Here is a 20,469-nt window from a genome sequence, read left to right on the forward strand (position 1 = left end):
AGCGCTTCAAACAGGCCATGGGTTTCAAAGTCTGGCTCTGCCGGGCCGGCGACCCGGAAAGCAAAGGCCGGATTGAAGCCCTGGTCAAGTACATGAAGGGCAATTTTGCAGCCAACCGGCCATTTACTGACATCAATACCTGGAACAAAAGTTGCGAAGATTGGCTGGAACGGACAGCCAACAGGGAGATCCATGGAACAACAAAAAAGGTACCAGCAGAAGTATTCCTCGTAGAAAGGCAATACCTGCGCCCGATACCCTGTACAAGAACAATCCCTAAAGACATTCTAACAAGACCCCCACGTCGCCTGCGGCGGCACCAACAGAGGAACGAAAATGTATTTTCAGGGCAGGGTGGTGCGAAAAGACAACACCATATTGTACAAGGGTAACCGCTACTCCGTGCCCATTGGCACCTACGAACCCGGGTTGGAATTGGTAGTAGAAGAAGCAGCAGCAGCAGGCATACTGACTATTCGCCATCCGCAAACCGGTTCAGTTGTTGCCAGGCATAAAATCAGCCTGGAGAAAGGGCAGGATCACGTCAAAGTAAAAAATAATCCAGAGCCCGCCCAATTACCAGAAGATGTCTGACCTTTTCCCTCGTATTAATATAAAATTAATTGTATGAACAGAAACGGAGCAAAGCCTGACAACACCACTAATAGCCAGGGCGGCAACCTTAAGGAGCTGGTCGTACGCCCCATTCACCCCGGAGAAGAGAAAACCTGGAACATTCTAATGGCCAACCACCACTATCTTGGGTTTCATAGCCTGACCGGTCAGAACCTCAAATACGTGGCCTTGCTCAACGACCAGTGGGTGGCGCTGATTGGCTGGGGAGCAGCGGCCTTAAAATGTGCGGCCAACGGGATAAATGGATCGGTTGGTCCCAGGAGCAAAAGAATCAGCGGCTGAAGTATATGGCCAATAACCAGCGTTTCCTCATTCTGCCGGGTGTGTCCGTTAAAAACCTGACCTCCAGGGTTCTGGCATTGAATTGCCGGAGGTTGTCCGCCGACTGGGAAGCCGTTTATGGTCACCCGCTCCTCATGGTGGAAACATTTGTGGATCACAGCCGTTTTGCGGGCACCTGTTACCGGGCCGCCGGCTGGATCCCCGTGGGTCGGACCAGCGGTTACGGTCGCAAAAACGGCGTCTATTATTATCACGGTCAGACGAAAACTGTTTTTATTAAACCCCTGGTGAAAAAAGCCTCCGCAATTTTATCTGCACCGTTTCTGCCTCCAGAATTAACAGGAGGGGAACGGGCGATGGTTGATTTGAATAAGGTTGCTCTTGAAACTAAAGGCGGATTACTGGATTACCTGGCTTTGGTTAAAGACCCCCGGAAACGGCGTGGTATAAGGCATGCCCAGATATCCATTTTAGCCATAGCCATCTGTGCTTTCAAAACCCACATGGATATGGTAATGCGGCCCCGCACCGGGATGGCCGATCAGGTACCCATTTTGAGCGGCTCAGGAGTAATGAGCATGGAAGTGGTTTTCCCGGCAACCATGCACCAGGCTGCCCGGTGGCGGTTTGAGGCTGCCAGAGGTCCCGCCGCAAAGGGCGCGCAGTTGCCGGAGCTGAAAATGGAGCAGTACCTGGTGGGCGGAAAAATGTACATGAAAATGACCGACCCGGCCACCGGCAAAGCCGGATGGATGCGTCTGCCCTGGCACGTTTACTGCCGACCGGAGCCAGCTGTTCTTGAAATACACGGCACCTCACTTTTTACCCTTCAAACAGGTGGCGGAAGAAACTTGCCCGGTTGTTCAAAAAGTCGCGGGTAAGACGGTAGTGTTCGGTGTCCTCATATTCCACAGATTGCAGCGGGGAATAATCCAGGTTGTAAATCGTTGCCCCGGGGTAGGCCAGCAGGATGGGCGAGTGGGTGGCAATGAGGAACTGGGCGTTACCGGTTTGCTCCATCTGCCATAGGAGCCGCAGGAAGGCTATTTGGCGGGCCGGAGACAGGGCCGCCTCGGGCTCGTCGAGGAGGTAGATTCCACGGCGGTCAAACCGGTGCTGGAAGAGGGCAAAGAAGGCCTCGCCGTGGGACTGCTCATGTAGGGAGCGGCCACCGTAATATTTTAGGATAAGTGGCTCCTCTTTTGCCAGTTCATCTATATAGGAGGCAAAATGGTAAAACGTCTCTGCCCGCAGGAAGAAACCATCAGTAACTTTCGGCCGCCAGGACAGGCGGATGTGTTCTTTTAGCTCCGATTCGGTGGCCTGATAAGAAAACGAATGGCTCCGGCTACCACCGCCGGCGTGAAAACCGCAGAGGGCAGCCACTGCCTCCAGAAGGGTGGATTTACCGGTGCCGTTTTCGCCGATGAAAAATGTAACCGGACGGGTAATGGAAATAGTTTCTACATTCCGGAAGGCCGGGATGTTGAAAGGATAACCTTTCCCGGCCGCACCCCGCTTTCCGGTAAACTGAATAGCCCGCAGGAACATTAATGCACCCCCCCCAGGCAGTCGGGCTTTGAATATCTGCCCGTAATGACTTTGGTCCCGGCTGCACCATCCGTTACCACCGCCGGACCCGGAGATTCGTAACCCATTAAGGTGTACCTGGCATTCCGCTTTCCATTCTATAACTGATTATCCGGAAAGACAAGTGACCGCCTTATCCCCGGGTTAAAAAACGGGGGATAAGGCGGTTGAACATTGGTCTTTCATAATGGTACGTGATGGGAGCAATGGCGCATAAACCAGGAGGTGGCGGATGCGTGCTTCTTTGCTCAAGGCCAGGTTCCAGGTGGGTCTGACCCAGTCCGAACTGGCCCGGCGGGTTGGCCTGGTACGTGCGTCCCACACAAACATCGGGAATGAATACAAAGAACTGGAATTATTTAACATGACCGGCGACAGTTACCGGCTAAAGCACCGGAACACAATACTTTGCGGTTAGCCCGAAGTGGCCGGGCGGCCGCCCGGCCGCCGTTTTGGGCGGTATTCCAGAAATTAAACAACCGGCTGTAAAGCCTGCCCAAGGGTGAATTATTATTGTAATTATTTTTATACTGGCCTGATAAAGATTTAGAAAATTCTTCCCTGCTGGTCCGGTCCATTGACCCGTCCAGCTTTCCCGCCCGGCGCATTTCCTCAGTAATTACCATTTCCAGCCTCAGGGTCAGGGCCTGTGGGTTGGGGAATTAGCGGTTTGGTGACGACATAAGGTTGATGGTTGCCACGGCGGCCGTCTGCCGGTTTCAATTCCCATGGGGAATTAGCGGTTTGGTTACGTGTCTTTGGAAAGAGTACGCACCTGTTTAAAAAGTATTTGTTTCAATTCCCATGGGGAATTAGCGGTTTGGTTACTTGGAACAGTGGGTGGATTGGTTGAAGCAGAAGGAATATCTGTTTCAATTCCCATGGGGAATTAGCGGTTTGGTTACGCGGCCTGCACGGGCAGGTTTAGGAGGGTGTATGATTAGTTTCAATTCCCATGGGGAATTAGCGGTTTGGTTACAAGTTGTCCAAGAAACATAAAGACGACAGTCAGAGAATGTTTCAATTCCCATGGGGAATTAGCGGTTTGGTTACATTCCCTTGGTGAAACTCTCCGCCTTCAGCCATGTGTATTGTTTCAATTCCCATGGGGAATTAGCGGTTTGGTTACGTTAAACAGGCCGGCCTTTGCGTCCCTGATGGCTTCCTGTTTCAATTCCCATGGGGAATTAGCGGTTTGGTTACCGATACGTTTTGGAATACAAGCCTCGCAGGAGACTTAAAGTTTCAATTCCCATGGGGAATTAGCGGTTTGGTTACCCGCGGATACGGTTGGCCCGCGAAAATCAGGGCATGACATGTTTCAATTCCCATGGGGAATTAGCGGTTTGGTTACGAACATGCCTAATCCAAAAATGTCTCTAGAACAGTGGTTGTTTCAATTCCCATGGGGAATTAGCGGTTTGGTTACCCGCGCCAATCGGGAGGCCTTAATACATGGGCGCTTCAGGAACCGTTTTCGAGAACCCCGCTCCGTTGTGGTAAATGCTTCATCAACAACGGGCAAAAAAACATTAGAACGTTCACCTGACAGATGGATTATACTCCCTATGCCCCATTTAACAGCCTTTTTCCTTTCCTCCCCCGGGTTCCCTCTCCCGCGAGCTTCCCCGGGCTTATTTGTACAACGTTAATCCTCGCCGCTGGAAATTATAAAAATACCATCGCCGAAGGGATCCCGAGAAGTGCCCAGGCGCTCCACCCGGCCGGAACAGCGGGGGCACTGCCGGTAAAAAACGATGCTGTCTTCTTCTTTACGTATCAGTTTCTCCAGCTTAAAACGCAATATAAGATAATCCTCCCGGCGCAGGCTGCATTCGAAAACACTATATTGGACGGGTATGGCATAATCCTTGAGGGTTTTATATATTTTTAGCCGTCGCCGGTCGTCCCGGATATCGTAGGCAATTACATAGTTCTCCATTATAACCATTTTTCCTTCCTGTCATGAATTTCTTTTACCAACGACCAGGGCAACAGGGCATGCCAGGCCGCCGGTCCAAAACCGTGATGGCGTTTCTAAATGGCTAAACGAGTTTTGCTACCTCACGGTAAACGGAATATACCGGTCCAGTTCCTTCTGTAGCACCTTGCCCAGAAAACGGGCCTGCAGCTCAAATACGCGCCTGTAGGGCAGGCGGTATCCGAACAGGGGGTGGGTGATTTGCTGCTGGCGTCTTTCCTCGTAAGCTCGGTAGATTTTTTTCCGCCCCGTGTCATTTAAGAAGCATCCGCCCAGGCGGTATTCGAAATCCGTTTCCGATATCATACCCTTGTTGATGGCCGTAAGCACCACCGAATCGGCCACGATGGGACGGAATTCTTCCATCAAATCCAGGGCCAGGGCGGGCCGGCCGTACTTGGCCTCGTGGAAAAAGCCCAGGTAGGGGTCGAAGCCCACCAGCGCCACGGCGCTGCGCAGGTCTTTCATGAGCATGGAATAACAGTATCCCAGCATGGCATTCACCGGATCCCGGGGCGGCCGGCGGTTACGGCCTTCAAACATAAAAGGCATTTCCCGACGGATGAGCCGGCCAAAAACGCGGAAATATTCCCGGGAACCCATCCCTTCCAGGCCCAGCAACAAGGAAGGTTCACCGGCTCCGGCCGCTGCGGTAATATACCGCGCCATGCGCCGCACAGCCGCATCTATTTCGGTGTCATGCAATTCCCGGTTGTAACGCAGGAGCATGGTACGCATATTAGCCAGCTTCCCCCGGACAAATTCCCTGGCCAGATTTAATCGGTTAACCGGATCGAAATAGGCGCCGTACTGGGCCAGGCGCAGGATACAGTTGCGGTTCAGGGATGGCTCCAGGACGCCCCGGAAGGCACCGCCGGTGGAAAGGAAGGATACGGGGGTACCGCTTTCCAGCAACAATTTGATTACCGGCGTGGAAATATTCACCCCGCCCACCAGCACCACCTGATCCACGTTGCACAGGGGAATGTCGGCCAGGGTTTCCTTTTCCATGGTCACCAGCAGTCGCTGCCCTTTACGGCGGATGCAGGCGCCCTGCTGATCCACGTAAAGCACCCGGCCCGGATTCAGCCCGGGCACCGGACGGACAGGGCCCGGGCTTTCACCTTTCAGGTATTTTATTTCTTCCGGCAGACAACGGGACTGCAGGGCGCAGCCCCGACAGCGGTTATCGGCCAGGGGCGGTGGAATGGCGCCGGACTCCAGAATGGCCCGTGCACGGCGGACGGTGCTTTCCACCAGGGCCCGCAATTCCTCTGTAAAGTACACTTCCCGCCGGGCATGGGACCCGGCATAGTATATATAGCCCCGGATCAGGTCCCGGCCCAGGTGCTCTTCGAGAGCCATGGCCTGGGCGCAAAGCTGCACATCATCGTTGAGGTTTTCCCGGCGCATTCCTTTTTTATATTCCACCGGGTAGGGTTCTCCCCGCTCTTCCAGCACATCAACTACGCCCAGCAACTGCAAGCGCTCCGATGAGACCATTACCGAACGGAGTTGCAATGCCTTTTCCCTCACCAGTCGTTCCCGCTCATTGCGGCGTTCTTCCTGCAGGTGGCCTTCCAGCAGGTGGGCGTTACTATCTTCAGCCCCCTCTACCAGGCGGTAGTAAAAATTGCGCGGGCAGTACAAAATCTCCGCCACAGCGGATATGGGTAGATATTGAACCGGAGATTCCCGCCCAGGACCACTGTTTTCCTCCACAGATAAAACCCCCTGAATTTTCCCGGCACAAAGCATCTCATTCCCGTCGTATCCGTTTTATCAATATTATTGCCAGTTTAAGGAAGGTTAACCCGACAGGGACAAATCCCCCTGGAGCATATATTCATAAAAAAGTGCTTGAAAGGACCTAACCGCTTCAAAAGACAAACCCCGTTTCCCGGTCATAGGGCAAATGCAACACATTGATGCCCTGGTCATCCCACACTTCCCATGCGTCACGCCGGTGAAGCACTTTATTCCTGCCAACCCGCACCCCGTGCTTCTGCAACAGGGCAACCGGGTCGGCTACCACTGCCGGAAGCATTCCCGCCGGCACCACAGTCATGGTCAGATGACTGGAATGGCGGACACGGAATGAACCGCTGCTCTGCTCATCCTCTTCATTGCCGTACCGCTCCCGGGGCCGGCGGCCGAAAACGGCGTCTTCCCGGATCATGCCCAGCATTTCATCATCCCGCAACAAGGGCACCCGGGGATAAAGACGATCTACCCAACCGGCCGCCCGGGTAAAGGAATAAATGTCGCCGATCAGCTCCCAGCTGCGCTTTAAAATGTCCCTGTCCATCCCCGGTCCGCTGTAGGGCATTTGTACCCCGGTGTCCCGCCAGTCCAGGGGGAAGAGGTGCAGGGTATAAACGTGATCGTCCGGCAGGCGCTCTCCGGCACAGGCGGCACACCGGCAGGCACGGCGCTCCGGCCTCTTCCCCCGGCGGTGCAGGCGGCCGCCGCGCTGCACCAGGGCATCCAGCGGCGCTATTTCCGAATACATTAAATCGGCGCTTATGTCGAGGCTGAGCTCACACACCTGGGTGCTGACCAGGATTACCTCACCGGTATCAGCCAGCCCCCAGTCATGGATCAGCTTTTTTTCCTCCACGCTGCGGTCATGCACCGGCTTGAACAGGGCCCGGATTATTTTTTCCTTGGCGCTGCGGTGCTGCCGGGTAAATTCCGAGTGATAGCAAATCACGTTCACCCACGGCAGGCGTTCCCGGATGGTCCGGGCCACGGCTTTGGCCCGTTCCACCTGGTTGACCACCACCATCTGCCGCAGGTTTAGATGTTGTTCAAGCAAATCCAGCAACTCCACCGATACCCGGTTGCCGGGGCCGGTCATACTACCGGCGGCTTTTTTAATCACATAGGGTTCATCTTCTTTATCCCCCGGATTTTCTTCCTGCCGGATGAAAAGGTAGTCCACCCCGTCCAGCCGGCCTTCCTGCACCAGGTAGTCCACCATGGCCCGGGGAATGGTGGCGGACATAATCAGATGGGGCACCTTTAAACCGCGCAGGATTTCCAGACACTGGCCGATTTTGCGCAGGGTGAAAGAGTCGTAATAGTGAATTTCGTCGAAGATAACCGCTGCGGTCATTATGTGGCCGAAGGCCCGGTCGGCATAGCGGTAACAATGCAATAATGAATAAAGCAAATGATCCACGGTGCAGACGTTGACCGGCTTGTTAAAAAAAGCATTGGCAAACTTTTCTTCCGCCAGCCACCCCTCATCTTCCTGTTCCTGCTCCACCGCCCTGAGCACGGCCTCCACCTCACTGTGGTATATACCCGTGTCTTGCCGGGCCAGGCCGTATTTTTCGCTGAAATCCCAGTACATGGAACTGGTGGTAAACTGAGTGGGCAGGGTAAAGATCACCCGGTTGATTTTACCCTCCCGCACCAGGGAATCCGCGAAATGCAGGGCGGCCGCCGTTTTGCCCGTACCGCAGCCGGCCTGCAAAATGACATAAGGTCTACCTCCCCGGGATAATCTTTGCTGCAAAGGGTTGGGCGATCGTCCGGCGGGCGACTGCCGGAAACCGGCGAAAGACTCCGCTGCATTATGGAGGAAACGGTACCTGGCATCCACACCCACCAGCGGCCCGGCAATAACCTCCGCCCGGCCGGCTCCCTTAATCCACCGGTGGTAATGCCGGCTGGCTTCGTTGTCACAGAGGCGCACCAGGGCCAGGAGCAGGGTATAAAGGGCTTTGAAGGGCAGAAGGCGCTCCGGCGGCAGGCCGGCCACCCGGCGGCGCAACTGCTCCACCAGGGCGGCCGCCTGGCTGCCGGTATATTGAGATGCCTGCAGAGGACGCAGGGAAAGGGGAAATGCGGTCGATGTACCGCTGCCGGCAGATGGCCGGTTACAACGCGAAGTATTCATGGACTGCCCGTGAAGGGGGCCCAATGCAGCCGGGAATTTTCCCAGAAGACTGTTCACCATCCCTGCGGGGTAAGGCTTTGTGCCGGCCGCCTGCATCTGCTCCCCCTGGAAGGCCCCGTCGTGGAGCATCTGATGGTGGGCCAGCACGGCCAGCAACATTGCCGTCGCTTCGTCGTTAAGTAGCGGGTCTACTTTAGGCAATCGTCCTGTCCCGCCTCCTTCATTCCCGGCCAGGATATCCCGCAGCATTAAGGCTGAAAAAACGGCGTGCGAAATTTGCCCCCGGCCCGTGTCCAGATATTGTTGCCAGCGATCCAGGGCCTTGCCCAGATCGTGGGTATATACAGCCAGGGGAGCCAGGCAGGCAAAAAGGTCCGGGTCAAAGCCCAGTTCCACCACCCGCCTTTGCAAAACCGCCCCGTCCAATTCCCACAGGCGCCGGAATACGGCCAGGGAATCAGCCAGGTGTCCGGCCAGGGTCTGCCGGGGCTTGGCCCGGAGCAAAGTTTCAATCGCATCTACCATAGCTCTACCACCATTTCTTTCCGCCTCCGGTAAATTGACGCTCAATTTAAAATCCTCCCCTGATAGGCATCACCGGTCATCAGTTTCCAGGCCGGGTTTAGTGCCGGGTAAGCCAGCGACAAAGCACCGGATATGCCTGCCTCAAACCAGCACCACATTCTTCCCCTCCACGGCGAAAGCTGCCACCTCCCGATCCAGTTCCACCGTGGGTGCTACGTAATAATCCCGGTACTGCACCCCCGTCCAACCTTTCCGGCGGCCGGCGGTAAATGCCACCGGCAGGTGCACCACCATAGCCCGCCCGCTCCGCAGGTTGCCTGCGTCCACCGGCACACAGCTGTGCAGTATGCTGGCTTCCACCGGACACACTGGGTACAGGGCCACATCCCGTACCTCCACCAGGTCGTCGGATTCACCCAGGTACAGAGGAAAATGGGGGCTCTCCAGCGCACCGGCCAGACGCATCATCATTCCCGCCGGACCGCAGATATACATGCGGTAAACGGGTTGGTGGAGCTTCTGTTTCATCACCAGGGTACGCATCTGATTGCGCAGATCCCGGCGGTCCCATTTGATGATTTTACTATATGTTTCCACCAGCCGGCCTTCCTCCTGTATGCCGATGCCAAAGAGCAACCCCTCCAGGGGAGCCAGATGATCCGCCGGATAACCGAACGCGCAGGCCACCAGACCGTAAAGGGTGGTTATGGGGGGCACGGGATAGGTAAAGTGCACGTTAATGGTATAGGGCACCCGGAAGGAACACCAGAAGGGTACTTCCAGGGTAGCCGCCAGGATTGCTTCCACTGCCAGACCCCCTTTTTCCCCGTCAATTACCCGCTCATCTTTTCCCGCGCACGGGCAAAGACCTGATGCACCGGCTGCACAGGCACCCCTTCCTCTTCCACCAGCGCCGTTACCTCCTGGCCGTTGGCCACCACTTCCGGGGTATAACCGAATAATATTTCATGGCCCAACGCCCGGTGCTCCTGCAGGGCATAACGCAGCAGATCCAGCTTTACTTCTCCCCGGTCGTTCATTTCCAGCGCCTTCAAGCCCCTCTGGTTATAGGTGGGCTGGAAGGCTATGAGAATAATATCCGGGGACAGGGAAACCGCCGCCCGGGCCTGTTTGGCAAAGCCGCTCAGGTTAAACACGGCGTCCAGCACGGCCCGCACCCTTTGCGCCCGCTCGGCGTCCGAAATGTTTACCGCAATATCCCAGCCGGCAAAACGCTGCTCTTTGCCTTTCCCTTCCAGGCGCGGCACCCGTACCAGGCCCACATTGGCCACATCAATAACCAGGCCAAAACGGTAGATGTTGTTCATCATCTGCACGTGGGCAATGCGCATGTCTTTGCTGCCGCGTCCTTCCTTTTCCACCACACTGCTCCTGGTGAGCAGATCGGTAACTATTTCCCCGGGAATTTGCCCCAGACCGGGGGATACTTTTAAAGGCGACCAGCGGCGCTGGCCACCCACGTCCTCCTCGGTGGCCAGAAACCCCCGCAGGTCGCAGCCCCAGCATCCGGCCACATCGGTACAGGGCAGTTCGGCTGTACACTGGAATTTATCCGGGTGGCTGCGGGCCATGGTCTCAAAAATGGCCGTGCGGGTGGCCTGCCCGGAAATGTATGGTTTGCGACCGTGATCATAGGTTTTTAGCTCGGTCAGGTTGCCGCTGCCTTCCCCGGAGTTTAAATTGCTCAGATCGGCCCTGGCCAGCCAGACCAGGCTGATGCATTTCCAGATATCCATACTGTATGGCACCTCCAGTTATTCTGCCTTGCTTGCATTTTCCGCCTTTTCTGCCGGCTGAGTGCGCAGGGCCGAAAGGCAGGCGTAAATCAACAGGATATCCCGCACTGCTTCAATGTTATCTGCTGTCACATTGTTCAGGATATTTTCCACCCGCGCTTCCCCCGGCACCAGCAGGTCGGCACCGCCTTCCTTCTTGCTCCCCGCTTTGCGTTTATACATTTTGAAAAAGGCTTCGCTCAACACACCCCGCAGTACACCGGCGTCGGGCGCATTGTTTAAGCGGGTCAGCAGGGCGATGTCCTCCCGGAAGTTAATCCCGATGGTCCGCCCCACCACTTTCAAATCCTCCATCAATTCGGGTTCCAGCAAATGATCCACCTCCCCTGCGGCGTAATCAACAAAGGCTTCGAAAAAGGGCCAGGCCCGCCCGTTCCACCTTACCCGGCCACCCGGTGCCCGGCTTTCCTTCAACAGGGCAAAGAGACCCCGGCCTACCCGGCTCCAATCCCTGAAGATTATTCCCCGGGCCACCTCGTCGGCCAGGCGGTGATCACCGGCAGTGATGGCACCAAAAAAGGTGGTATACAGGTTCCCCCGCCGGTCGCCGGCCGAACCGTAGTCCAGGCCCCGCACCAGGTCGAACAGCCGGTGGTGTACTTCCAGCAGGTTAAAGTGGGCAAAACTCACATTCTGCCCTTTGCTGAAACGAAGGACCACCCACCGGTGCAGTGCCGGCCTTTCCCCGGGCGCCAGGGCGGGATCCTCCCGGTATTCTTCCTCCGCCGGCTCGTAACGGTGCGCTATGGAAAAATACACGCCGATCAGGGCCTGGTAGAGGGATGGCTGGCGCAGGTCCCGGATGTTGGTGCGGTAGGTGGTCAACTGCGGGTCCAGCAGGTCCAGCAGCCGGGTACTGGTGTTCACAAAGATCTTGTACAATACCGCCAGGTCGTCCACCACCGGCAGTAGCAGGTGGGTCATTTTCTGCCCTTCAACAAAATAAGGGATGTTGTGGTGGGTGGCGGCAAAAATGTTTAACATATTGCAGGTGGGGCACATGGTGCCGGTGGTTACGGTGCTCAGATATCCCCGCACCCGGTTGTTATGGTGCTGGTTGTAAAACGGGTTTTTATTCTGACGCATGTCGCTGTAGGCCTTTGCCGGGGCGTTGCGCCCGCAAAGCTGGCACTGATCCCCGCTGGAAGCGGCCTGACCCTGCTGGGCCAGGAAGTTAGAGACTGCTGTCTTTAGTTCGTCCTTCAGCTTCAGCCAGTCGTTTTTCAGTCCCACGTAATTCCGGCGCAGGCTTACCGAGACCTGGGCTCCGGCATTCAGACGGGCTTCTTTTAAACGCTGCTTCTCCTGCCCCGTCAAAGAAATGGTATACGCCGGGTCGTTAAAGCCGCCGGAACCGGGGCGGCGGTAATCCATACCCAGAACTTTCATTTCCACTGCCGGCAAGATCAGGTCGTTTAACCTCTCCCGCAGGTAATGGAAAATAATTTCTCCATATTCCTCCGTCTTAATCTGTGGTTTCAACTCCACGTCCAACCATCCCGCCGTCAGGCGGCAGGCGGCCATATAGCGGTAATGCTGCCGTGCCATGTGGTAAAAGGCCACCAGTCCCCAGTCCATCCAGGGATCGCCGGTACGGGTTAGCAGGATGCGCACTCATTATCACCTCCTCCTTTTTTGCTCCCGCCATTTCAGCTTACCACCATCCCCTGAACACATCCTGTCATTTAATTTTTTGGATGCAAAAAACTTTGGTGAATCATTACGGCTACCCCCAATCGCCGGTACCCGATTCCCGGTGGTCAAACCAGCTCCCGGACGAGGTATCGGGCAGATTGGCCGCTCACCCGGCACCCGCGGGAAAAAATCCGGCAATAAACGCTCCTGTCGCCGACCCGGCATCCTTTAATTTACCCCTCACCCACCAGTTCCGTCTGTCCCAGGCCCATGGTCACTTTGTATCCCACCCCGGCGAAGGCCGCGTAGCGGGCCAGGGCATGGATCTGAAAGGCGAGAAAGTCCGGGAAACGGGGAGGCAGGCGGTAACTGCAGCGGCCGGTGAAGCCCACGATGCTGTAGCGGTCGAAGGCCACCAGGGAGGTCTGCAGCTCATAGCGGCTGACCAGCAGGACGCTGAAGTCCAGATCCGGATGCAATTGCAGCGGGCTGAAGTTGTTCCAGCGCTGTAACAGGCTGCCGAAAACCCGCTCGGGCAGGGGGAAGACAATCTGCGTGCCCAACTGGCGGAAGGAGGTGGGGGAACGGAAGGCCAGGGTGATTTCCCTGGGCAGGGGTGGTCTTTCCAGCAGGTGCTGGTAGGTAAGTCCGCCGGGGTAAACTTCCTCTACGGCTTCGCCGCTGAACTCCGCCGTACCCAGGCGTACGGCCATTCCCGACCAGTAACCGGCCAGTGCGTCAGCCAGGCCGGTCATGGATGGGTCGAGACAGGAAAGGGTAAAACGATAATGTGTACCGGATTCACAATGCAGAAAACCCTTTTCCCGCCGGCCGGGGCCGGTGAGAGGTCCCAGGGCAAAGGGCTTGTCCGGCGCCTCGTGGAGAACCGTGGCCTCCGCCGGGTCCAGGTCCTGCAACAGGCTGAACAGCAGGCCGTGCAATTCGGCGCCCCCCAGGCCCCGGACGGCGCCCGCTTCCCGGCAGGTAAGGGTGAAGAGATATTTTTGTATTTCAGCCACTGGACCGTTCACTTCCTTCGAAGCGAAATGCCATTTACCGGATGTCGTTCACCGGCGGCCTTTTAATCCACCGTCAGAAATTTGGCCGTCGCCCGGGCGGCCGCCCTGCCGTCGGGCAGGATTACCCGGGCGGAAAGCGCCCACAGACGGCCCTTATGTTCCACCAGCCGGGACTCCACGTTTACCGGCACGCCAATGGGCACCGGCCGGCTGAAACGGGTGGTCATTTCCGCTGTCATGGCGGAGATGCCCTGCCGCCAGAGCCACTGGGCCATCACCTCGTCCAGCAGGGTGGAGATCAGCCCCCCGTGCATGCAGCCGTTCCAGCCCTGGTGCTCCTCCCGGGGGGTAAAGGTGGTGCGGCAGGTGTCACCGTCCATGGAAAACCGCAGGTGCAGGCCGATGGGGTTCCGCGGGCTGCAGGCGAAGCACATGTGATCGTCTTTGTTTAATAACGCCACAGAATATCACCTCTGGTAAAAGGACACGGCAATATTAAAACACGGAAATGGAGTAATATTTTCGGCGGTTTTAAAGGTTGTTGAATGCAGTGGATATTTGCGGGCTGTAATTGATACCACCGGTTTTAGAAAGAGCTACCCCCGAAAATAATCGATGCAGGCTTATTTTCATCCTCAGTTGGTGCCGCTTTTAAGCTGCATGGTGGTCTGGTATATAAGTGAATGCCGGGTCCAAAACGATTTGCGAAACGCAGACATTAACAACAGAACTGACAGGCTGCCACATTAAGGAAAAATTTCCCGAAACACGTATCTAATTTTAACAAATATCACTCATTTTAGCAAGGCCTGCCACCGCCCCCCCTGGCCCGGGGCTGACAACAGGCGACAAAAAAGCCGGGCTTAAAGCCCGGCAAAAAGCTCTTCTGCGGGTTTTTCCAGCTTAGTGGAGCAGCATGGAACCGATAATCAGGGAAATGGTACCGGCCACCTTGATCAACGGGTTCATGGCCGGACCGGAAGTGTCCTTGCAGGGGTCGCCCACGGTGTCGCCGATAACGGCGGCCTTGTGGGGATCGCTCTTCTTGCCGCCCAGGTTGCCTGCTTCAATCCATTTCTTGGCATTGTCCCAGGCACCGCCGGCGTTGGCCAGGAAGAGGGCCATCAAAACACCGGTGGCGGTGAGGCCGGCCAGGAAACCGGCCAGAGCCAGGGCGCCCAGGCCGAAGCCCACCACCAGGGGCACGCCCACGGCCAGCAGACCGGGCAGGATCATCTTATTGATGGCGGCACCGGTGGCGATGCTCACGCAGCGGGCATAGTCGGGACGGCCGGTACCTTCCAGCAGGCCCGGGATTTCCCGGAACTGGCGGCGCACTTCGTTCACCATGCCGAAGGCCGCTTCACCCACGGCCCGCATGGTGATGGCCGCCACCAGGAAGGGCATGGACGCTCCGATGAACAGGCCCACCAGCACCAGGGGCTCGTTCAGGTTGATCACCAGCTTGCCGCCCTGCAGCAGGTGCTGCAAACGGGGGTTGCGCACCACTTCATCGGCAAAGGCCTGGAAGAGGGCCAGGGCGGTCAGGGCCGCGGAACCAATGGCAAAACCCTTGGCAATGGCCGCGGTGGTGTTGCCCACGGAATCCAGTTTGTCGGTTTTCTGGCGCACTTCCGGCGGCAGTTCGGCCATTTCGGCAATACCGCCGGCGTTGTCGGCCACGGGGCCGAAGGAGTCCATGGCCACCACCATGCCGGCGGTGGAAAGCATACCCATGGCCGCCATGGCGATGCCGTAGATGGCGTGGGCCGGATCCACCCAGCTGGCGGCCCAGAAGGCGAAGTAAATGGCCGCCGCAAACACCAGCATGGGGATGAAAACGCTCTCCATGCCCACGGCCAGGCCGTGGATGACGTTGGTGGCGGGACCGGTTTTGGAAGCTTCCGCAATACGCAGGGTGGGAGATTTCTGGTTGGACGTATAATACTCGGTGAGCATACCCACGGCCACGTTAACCACCAGCCCGGCCAGCACCGCCAGGAAGATACCCGTGCCTTCGGTGGCGCCGAAAATGGAGCGGCCCAGGAAGAACACGGCAATGGCCGTTAAAATATTGGTGGTCCACAGGCCCACGTTTAAAGCGGCCTGCGGGTTGCCGCCCTCACCGGTGCGGACAAAGAAGGTGCCGATGATGGCCGCCACAATGCCGGCTGCACCCACCAGCAATGGGAAGAGGGCACCGGAGAGGCCGAACAGGCTGTTGCCCAGGATCATGGCCGCAATGGTGGTGGCGGCGTAGGATTCGAACAGGTCGGCACCCATGCCGGCGGTGTCGCCCACGTTGTCCCCCACGTTGTCGGCAATAACCGCCGGGTTGCGGGGGTCGTCCTCGGGAATGCCGGCTTCCACCTTACCCACCAGGTCGGCGCCCACGTCGGCCGCTTTGGTATAAATACCGCCGCCGACCCGGGCGAAGAAGGCGATGGCGCTGGCGCCGAAAGCAAAGCTGTTAATGATGACCGCATCTTTGAAAATGATATACAGTACGGACACGCCCAAAAGACCCAGGCCGGCCACCGAAAGACCCATCACGGCACCGGCCCGGAAAGAAACGTTTAATGCCTTGCCCAGGCCGTGACTGCGGGCGGCCTCGGCAGTACGGGCGTTGGATTTGGTGGTGCTGTTCATGCCGATGTAACCGGCAATGGCGGAACAAATGGCACCAACAATGAAGGAAATGGCCAGGGAGGTACCGTTATGCATGAAGAAAAGCAGTACGAAAATTACCAGTGCAAAGGGAATCAGTGTCTTGTACTGCCGGTTCAGGTAAGCCATGGCCCCTTCCTGCACGGCCTCGGAGATCTGCTTCATCTTTTCCGTGCCCATGGGCTCTTTTAAAACGCTGGCCATGGTAAACAGGGCAAATAGCAGCCCCAGGGCGCCGGCGGCAGCACCTATATACGCCAACTGCATATCCAGCACTTTTGAATAACCCTCCTCATCCCCTTAAATTTGGCACTTTCTTACTAATGCCAGAGCCCCAGCAGAAGAGCCGTCACCGCAAAGACAACCGCTGCAATAGTGGTGACCTTGCCCAAAAATTCATCCAGGCCCTTCTTTTTCCCGAAAATGGCTTCTGCGCCGCCGGCAATGGTTCCCGACAGACCGGCACTTCTTCCCGACTGGAGCAGTACGGTAGCGATAAGTGCAATGGATACAATTACATGCAGGGCGGTCACCAGACCTTTTAACAAATATTTCACCTCCTTCAACAGCCTGTATGTCAATAATTATAGCACATGCGGGTAAAAATAACAATGGACGAGTGTGCAAAGGGGTACAAGCATGTAAAGTTAAACTGTTCCGGGGCGGGGGATATTACACCCCGCCCCCTTTTCATCCTACCGCAGGCAATACAGGGACGCCCGTCCGCGGAACAGGGCGGTGTCCCCCAGTTCCTCTTCAATGCGCAGGAGCTGGTTGTACTTGGCCACCCGGTCGGTGCGGGAGGGGGCACCGGTTTTGATCAACCCGGCATTGGTGGCCACCACCAGATCGGCGATGAAGGTATCTTCCGTTTCCCCGGAGCGGTGGCTGACCACGGCGGTGAAACCGGCCCGTTTGGCCATTTCGATGGCCTCCAGGGTTTCCGTCAGGGTGCCGATCTGGTTCACCTTGACGAGAATGGAATTGCTGGCCCCGCAGGCGATGCCTTTCTGCAGCCGCTCCGTATTGGTTACATAAAGGTCGTCCCCCACGATCTGTATCTTCCGGCCCAGGCGGGCGGTGAGCTCCGGCCAGTTTTCCCAGTCGTCCTCGGCCAGGCCGTCCTCAATGGACAGGATGGGGTAGCGGTCCACCAGGGAGGCGTAAAAATCGATCAATTCTCCGGCATTAAAGGGTTTCCCCTCCAGCATATACCGGCCGTCCTTGAAAAATTCCGTGGCCGCCGCGTCAATGGCCAGGGCCACGTCCTCGCCGGGGCGGTAACCGGCCCCCTGGATGGCTTCCACAATGACCGCCAGGGCTTCCTCATTGGAAGAAAGGTTGGGGGCAAAGCCGCCCTCGTCTCCCACCGCCGTATTCAGTCCCTTTTTCTTGAGCACCTTCTTGAGCTGGTGAAAAACTTCCGCCCCCATGCGTAAGGCCTCGGCAAAATTGGGCGCCCCCACGGGCATGATCATAAATTCCTGGATATCCACGTTGTTGTCGGCATGTTTGCCGCCGTTTAAAATGTTCATCATGGGCACCGGCAGCTGCCGGGCATTCACCCCGCCCAGGTACTGGTACAGGGCCAGCCCCACCGACCGGGCGGCGGCCCGGGCCACGGCCATGGAAACCCCCAGAATGGCATTGGCCCCCAGGTTGCTTTTGTTGGGCGTGCCGTCCAGATCGATCAGGGTCATATCAATCCCCACCTGATCGGTGGCATCAAAACCAATTACCTCCGGGGCAATCTTCTCATTGACGTTGTCCACCGCTTTTAAAACGCCCTTGCCCAGGTAGCGGTCCGGGTCCTCATCCCGCAGTTCCACCGCTTCGTGGGCACCGGTGGAGGCCCCGGAAGGCACCGCCGCCCGCCCCAGGCTGCCGTCCTCCAGCTGCACGTCCACCTCTACGGTGGGGTTGCCCCGGGAGTCCAGTATTTCCCGGGCGAAGACATCAACAATGGTGGTGCTCATTTATTATAACCTCCCCAATGTTCTATTAAAGACTCCCCGGTCATTTCCGCCGGTTTGTCCACCCCCAGCAATTCAAGCATGGTGGGGGCTATGTCGGCCAAAATGCCCGGGCGCAGCTGAACATTTTTCAACTCATCGTTGATCAGGATAAAGGGCGCCGGGTTGGTGGTATGGGCCGTATGGGGGTGCCCGTCGGGCTCCGTCATCTCGTCGGCGTTGCCGTGGTCGGCGGTAATCAGCACCGTCCCTTTCCGGGCCTGCACCGCCTCCACCAGCCGCCCCAGGCACCGGTCCACCGTGGCCACCGCCTTTTCCGCCGCGGCCATATCGCCGGTGTGCCCCACCATATCAGCATTGGCGTAATTCATAATGACCACCTGGTATTTGCCCGAGGACAGCTGTTCCAGAAAGGTATCGGTGACCTCGACGGCGCTCATCTCCGGCTTTTGATCGTAGGTGGCCACCTTCGGGGAAGGGATTAAAATGCGGTCCTCCCCCGGATAGGGCGTTTCCACCCCTCCGTTGAAAAAGAAAGTGACGTGGGCGTATTTTTCCGTTTCCGCCAGGCGCAGCTGCCGGACGCCCAGGCGGCTTAAGACTTCTCCCAGGGTGTTGTTCAGGTGCTGGGGCTGGAAGGCCACCGGGGCGCGGATGGTTTTGTCGTACTGGGTCATGCAGGTATACCACACCCGGGGGCGGTTTTCCGGGCGGTTAAATCCCTGAAAGTCCTCATCCACAAAGGCCCTGGTGATCTGCCGGGCCCGGTCGGGGCGGAAGTTGTAAAAAATCACCCCGTCGCCGTCATTCACCGTGGCCACCGGCTGCCCGCTGCCGTCCAGTACCACCGTGGGCTGCACAAATTCGTCCGTTTCCCCCCGCCGGTAGGCTTCCTCCAGGGCCTCCATGGCCGATGCCGCCCGCAGCCCCTCCCCCAGCACCATGGCCCGGTAGGCCTTTTCGGTGCGCTCCCAGCGGCGGTCCCGGTCCATGGCGTAGTAGCGGCCCATTACCGTAGCTATGCGCCCCGCGGCCAGTTCCCGGCAGCGGTCTTCCAGCTGGCGGATGTACTGGCCGGCGTTGTCCGGCGGCACATCCCGGCCGTCCAGAAAACAGTGTACGTAAACCCGCTCCAGATTATGCCTTCCGGCCAGCTCCAGCAGGGCAAAAAGGTGGGTGATGTGGCTGTGCACCCCCCCGTCGGATAAAAGACCCATCAGATGCAGGGCACTGCCCTTTTGCTGCACGTGTTTGACGGCGGCCACCAGTTCTTCGTTGGTAAAAAAGCTGCCGTCCCTGATGGCCCGGGTAATGCGGGTGAATTCCTGGTAAACGATGCGCCCGGCGCCTATATTCAGGTGGCCCACTTCCGAATTGCCCATCTGGCCTTCGGGCAGGCCCACCGCCTCCCCGGAAGTACCCAGGGTGGTGTGGGGATATTGGGACCAGAAGCGCTGCATATTGGGGGTGCCCGCCAGGGCTATGGCGTTTCCCTTTTTTTCGTCGTTCAATCCCCAGCCGTCCAGGACCACCAGGACCATGGGGATATGTTTTAGTTCCACTGATAAACCTCCATGTATAGTCGTTGGTTATTTCGCTGCCGCCTGCACAATGGCCGTGAAGGCATCCACCTTTAAACTGGCGCCGCCCACCAGGGCGCCGTCGATGTCCGGCTGGGCCATCAAGGCGGCCGCATTGTCCGGCTTGACGCTGCCGCCGTACTGGATGCGCACCCGGCCGGCGGCATCTTCCCCACCCATTTCCCGCAGCAGCCCCCGGATGAAACGGTTCACCTCCTGGGCGTCCCGGGGCGAGGCGGTGCGGCCGGTGCCGATGGCCCACACGGGCTCATAGGCCACCACCAGGGCGGCCAGCTCCCCCGGGGAAAGGCCGGCCAGGGAACCCCGGACCTGGGCGCCGATCACCTCTGCGGTGCGGCCGGCTTCCCGCTCTTCCAGCAGTTCCCCCACACAGACAATGGGTACCAGGCCGTGTTTGAAGGCCGCCTTCACCTTGCGGTTTACCTTTTCATCGGTTTCGCCAAAATACTGCCGCCTTTCCGAGTGCCCCAGGATTACATAGCGGCAGCCGATTTCCTTGAGCATCACCGGGGATATCTCGCCGGTAAAGGCCCCCTCATCCTCCCAGTACATATTCTGGGCGCCCAGGGCAATGGGGCTGCCGGCCAGTTCCCGGGAGACGGTCTGCAGGGCGGTGAAAGGCGGGCAGACGGCCACCTCCACCCCCTGCACCCCCGCCAGGGCCTGTTTTAATTCCCGCACAAAGGCGGCCGCTTCGGCCACCGTCTTGTACATTTTCCAGTTGCCCGCCATGAGCGGTATGCGCATGCCGTTCTTCCCCCCCAAACGTCAAGTAACCCGGGCGTGCAGTGTCATCCCCCGGAGCGACAGGAGACGATGTGACAAGTGAGATATGA

Annotated in this window: 19 protein-coding genes and 1 CRISPR repeat array; of the genes, 4 read left to right on the top strand and 15 right to left on the bottom strand. The window is 57.7% G+C overall.

Annotated elements, in window-relative coordinates; translation table 11 throughout:
- A partial coding sequence (locus GFC01_RS19020) for a hypothetical protein (protein WP_207707591.1) occupies positions 1 to 242 on the bottom strand: 242 nt, incomplete at its 3' end.
- Between the two features lie 94 nt (positions 243 to 336).
- Between GFC01_RS19020 and GFC01_RS08095 the strand changes: the two genes are divergently transcribed.
- Genes GFC01_RS08095 through GFC01_RS08100 form a run of 3 tightly spaced genes read left to right on the top strand, consistent with a single transcriptional unit; the run spans position 337 to position 1,799 of the window.
- Complete coding sequence (locus GFC01_RS08095) at positions 337 to 594, top strand: Mu transposase domain-containing protein (RefSeq protein WP_152946136.1); 258 nt, start codon at positions 337 to 339, stop codon at positions 592 to 594.
- Positions 595 to 627: 33 nt separating this feature from the next.
- The gene (locus GFC01_RS19975) at positions 628 to 918 is read left to right on the top strand and encodes a Druantia anti-phage system protein DruA (RefSeq protein WP_207707592.1); all 291 of its coding nucleotides are present in this window, start codon (positions 628 to 630) and stop codon (positions 916 to 918) included.
- Positions 858 to 1,799, top strand: coding sequence for a Druantia anti-phage system protein DruA (locus GFC01_RS08100; RefSeq protein ID WP_207707593.1), 942 nt, complete (start codon positions 858 to 860; stop codon positions 1,797 to 1,799). The genes GFC01_RS19975 and GFC01_RS08100 overlap by 61 nt, the downstream gene beginning before the upstream one ends.
- On the opposite strand, the gene GFC01_RS08105 is transcribed toward GFC01_RS08100, so the two are convergent.
- Positions 1,741 to 2,469 carry an AAA family ATPase gene (locus GFC01_RS08105; RefSeq protein ID WP_152946137.1) on the bottom strand — a complete coding sequence of 243 codons (729 nt, stop codon included), beginning with the start codon at positions 2,467 to 2,469 and terminating at the stop codon, positions 1,741 to 1,743. The two genes, GFC01_RS08100 and GFC01_RS08105, sit on opposite strands and share 59 nt — an antisense overlap.
- A gap of 271 nt (positions 2,470 to 2,740) precedes the next feature.
- On the opposite strand from GFC01_RS08105, the gene GFC01_RS18755 reads away from it, so the two are divergent.
- The gene (locus GFC01_RS18755) at positions 2,741 to 2,926 is read left to right on the top strand and encodes a hypothetical protein (protein ID WP_194174868.1); all 186 of its coding nucleotides are present in this window, start codon (positions 2,741 to 2,743) and stop codon (positions 2,924 to 2,926) included.
- A 297-nt stretch (positions 2,927 to 3,223) separates the two neighbouring features.
- Positions 3,224 to 3,937: a CRISPR direct-repeat array (repeat unit 37 nt; unit sequence TGTTTCAATTCCCATGGGGAATTAGCGGTTTGGTTAC).
- A gap of 219 nt (positions 3,938 to 4,156) precedes the next feature.
- On the opposite strand, the gene cas2 is transcribed toward GFC01_RS18755, so the two are convergent.
- The 13 genes from cas2 to tpiA form a co-directional block, all read right to left on the bottom strand.
- Positions 4,157 to 4,459, bottom strand: coding sequence for a CRISPR-associated endonuclease Cas2 (gene cas2, locus GFC01_RS08115; protein ID WP_243137353.1), 303 nt, complete (start codon positions 4,457 to 4,459; stop codon positions 4,157 to 4,159).
- A 108-nt stretch (positions 4,460 to 4,567) separates the two neighbouring features.
- A complete protein-coding gene (cas4g/cas1g, locus tag GFC01_RS08120) occupies positions 4,568 to 6,211 on the bottom strand; it encodes a CRISPR-associated endonuclease Cas4g/Cas1g (RefSeq protein ID WP_341473839.1) in 1,644 nt (547 codons plus the stop codon).
- Between the two features lie 157 nt (positions 6,212 to 6,368).
- Positions 6,369 to 8,966: a CRISPR-associated helicase Cas3' gene (gene cas3 / locus GFC01_RS08125; RefSeq protein ID WP_152946140.1), complete on the bottom strand. Its 2,598-nt coding sequence runs from the start codon at positions 8,964 to 8,966 to the stop codon at positions 6,369 to 6,371.
- A gap of 96 nt (positions 8,967 to 9,062) precedes the next feature.
- Positions 9,063 to 9,728, bottom strand: a complete 666-nt coding sequence (gene cas5 / locus GFC01_RS08130) for a CRISPR-associated protein Cas5 (protein WP_194174869.1) — start codon at positions 9,726 to 9,728, stop codon at positions 9,063 to 9,065.
- 26 nt (positions 9,729 to 9,754) lie between these two features.
- Positions 9,755 to 10,678 carry a DevR family CRISPR-associated autoregulator gene (locus GFC01_RS08135; protein WP_152946142.1) on the bottom strand — a complete coding sequence of 308 codons (924 nt, stop codon included), beginning with the start codon at positions 10,676 to 10,678 and terminating at the stop codon, positions 9,755 to 9,757.
- 18 nt (positions 10,679 to 10,696) lie between these two features.
- Positions 10,697 to 12,352: a hypothetical protein gene (locus tag GFC01_RS08140; protein ID WP_152946143.1), complete on the bottom strand. Its 1,656-nt coding sequence runs from the start codon at positions 12,350 to 12,352 to the stop codon at positions 10,697 to 10,699.
- A 254-nt stretch (positions 12,353 to 12,606) separates the two neighbouring features.
- A complete protein-coding gene (gene cas6 / locus GFC01_RS19980) occupies positions 12,607 to 13,392 on the bottom strand; it encodes a CRISPR system precrRNA processing endoribonuclease RAMP protein Cas6 (protein WP_152946144.1) in 786 nt (261 codons plus the stop codon).
- A 62-nt stretch (positions 13,393 to 13,454) separates the two neighbouring features.
- Positions 13,455 to 13,853, bottom strand: a complete 399-nt coding sequence (locus tag GFC01_RS08150; protein WP_341473840.1) for a PaaI family thioesterase — start codon at positions 13,851 to 13,853, stop codon at positions 13,455 to 13,457.
- 442 nt (positions 13,854 to 14,295) lie between these two features.
- The gene (locus tag GFC01_RS08155; RefSeq protein ID WP_152946178.1) at positions 14,296 to 16,326 is read right to left on the bottom strand and encodes a sodium-translocating pyrophosphatase; all 2,031 of its coding nucleotides are present in this window, start codon (positions 16,324 to 16,326) and stop codon (positions 14,296 to 14,298) included.
- Between the two features lie 53 nt (positions 16,327 to 16,379).
- On the bottom strand, positions 16,380 to 16,607 hold the full coding sequence (gene secG / locus GFC01_RS08160; RefSeq protein ID WP_152946145.1) for a preprotein translocase subunit SecG: 228 nt from the start codon (positions 16,605 to 16,607) through the stop codon (positions 16,380 to 16,382).
- A 147-nt stretch (positions 16,608 to 16,754) separates the two neighbouring features.
- Positions 16,755 to 18,035, bottom strand: a complete 1,281-nt coding sequence (gene eno / locus GFC01_RS08165; RefSeq protein ID WP_152946146.1) for a phosphopyruvate hydratase — start codon at positions 18,033 to 18,035, stop codon at positions 16,755 to 16,757.
- Positions 18,032 to 19,594 (bottom strand): 2,3-bisphosphoglycerate-independent phosphoglycerate mutase, encoded by a 1,563-nt coding sequence (gene gpmI / locus GFC01_RS08170; protein ID WP_423244376.1) that lies wholly within the window; start codon positions 19,592 to 19,594, stop codon positions 18,032 to 18,034. Before gpmI ends, eno begins: the two co-directional genes overlap by 4 nt.
- Positions 19,595 to 19,621: 27 nt before the next feature.
- A complete protein-coding gene (gene tpiA, locus GFC01_RS08175; RefSeq protein ID WP_152946147.1) occupies positions 19,622 to 20,380 on the bottom strand; it encodes a triose-phosphate isomerase in 759 nt (252 codons plus the stop codon).
- Between the last annotated feature and the right edge of the window lie 89 nt (positions 20,381 to 20,469).

Origin of the sequence: Desulfofundulus thermobenzoicus (genome assembly GCF_009428905.1) — a bacterium.
Classification (GTDB): Bacteria; Bacillota; Desulfotomaculia; order Desulfotomaculales; family Desulfovirgulaceae; genus Desulfofundulus_A; species Desulfofundulus_A thermobenzoicus.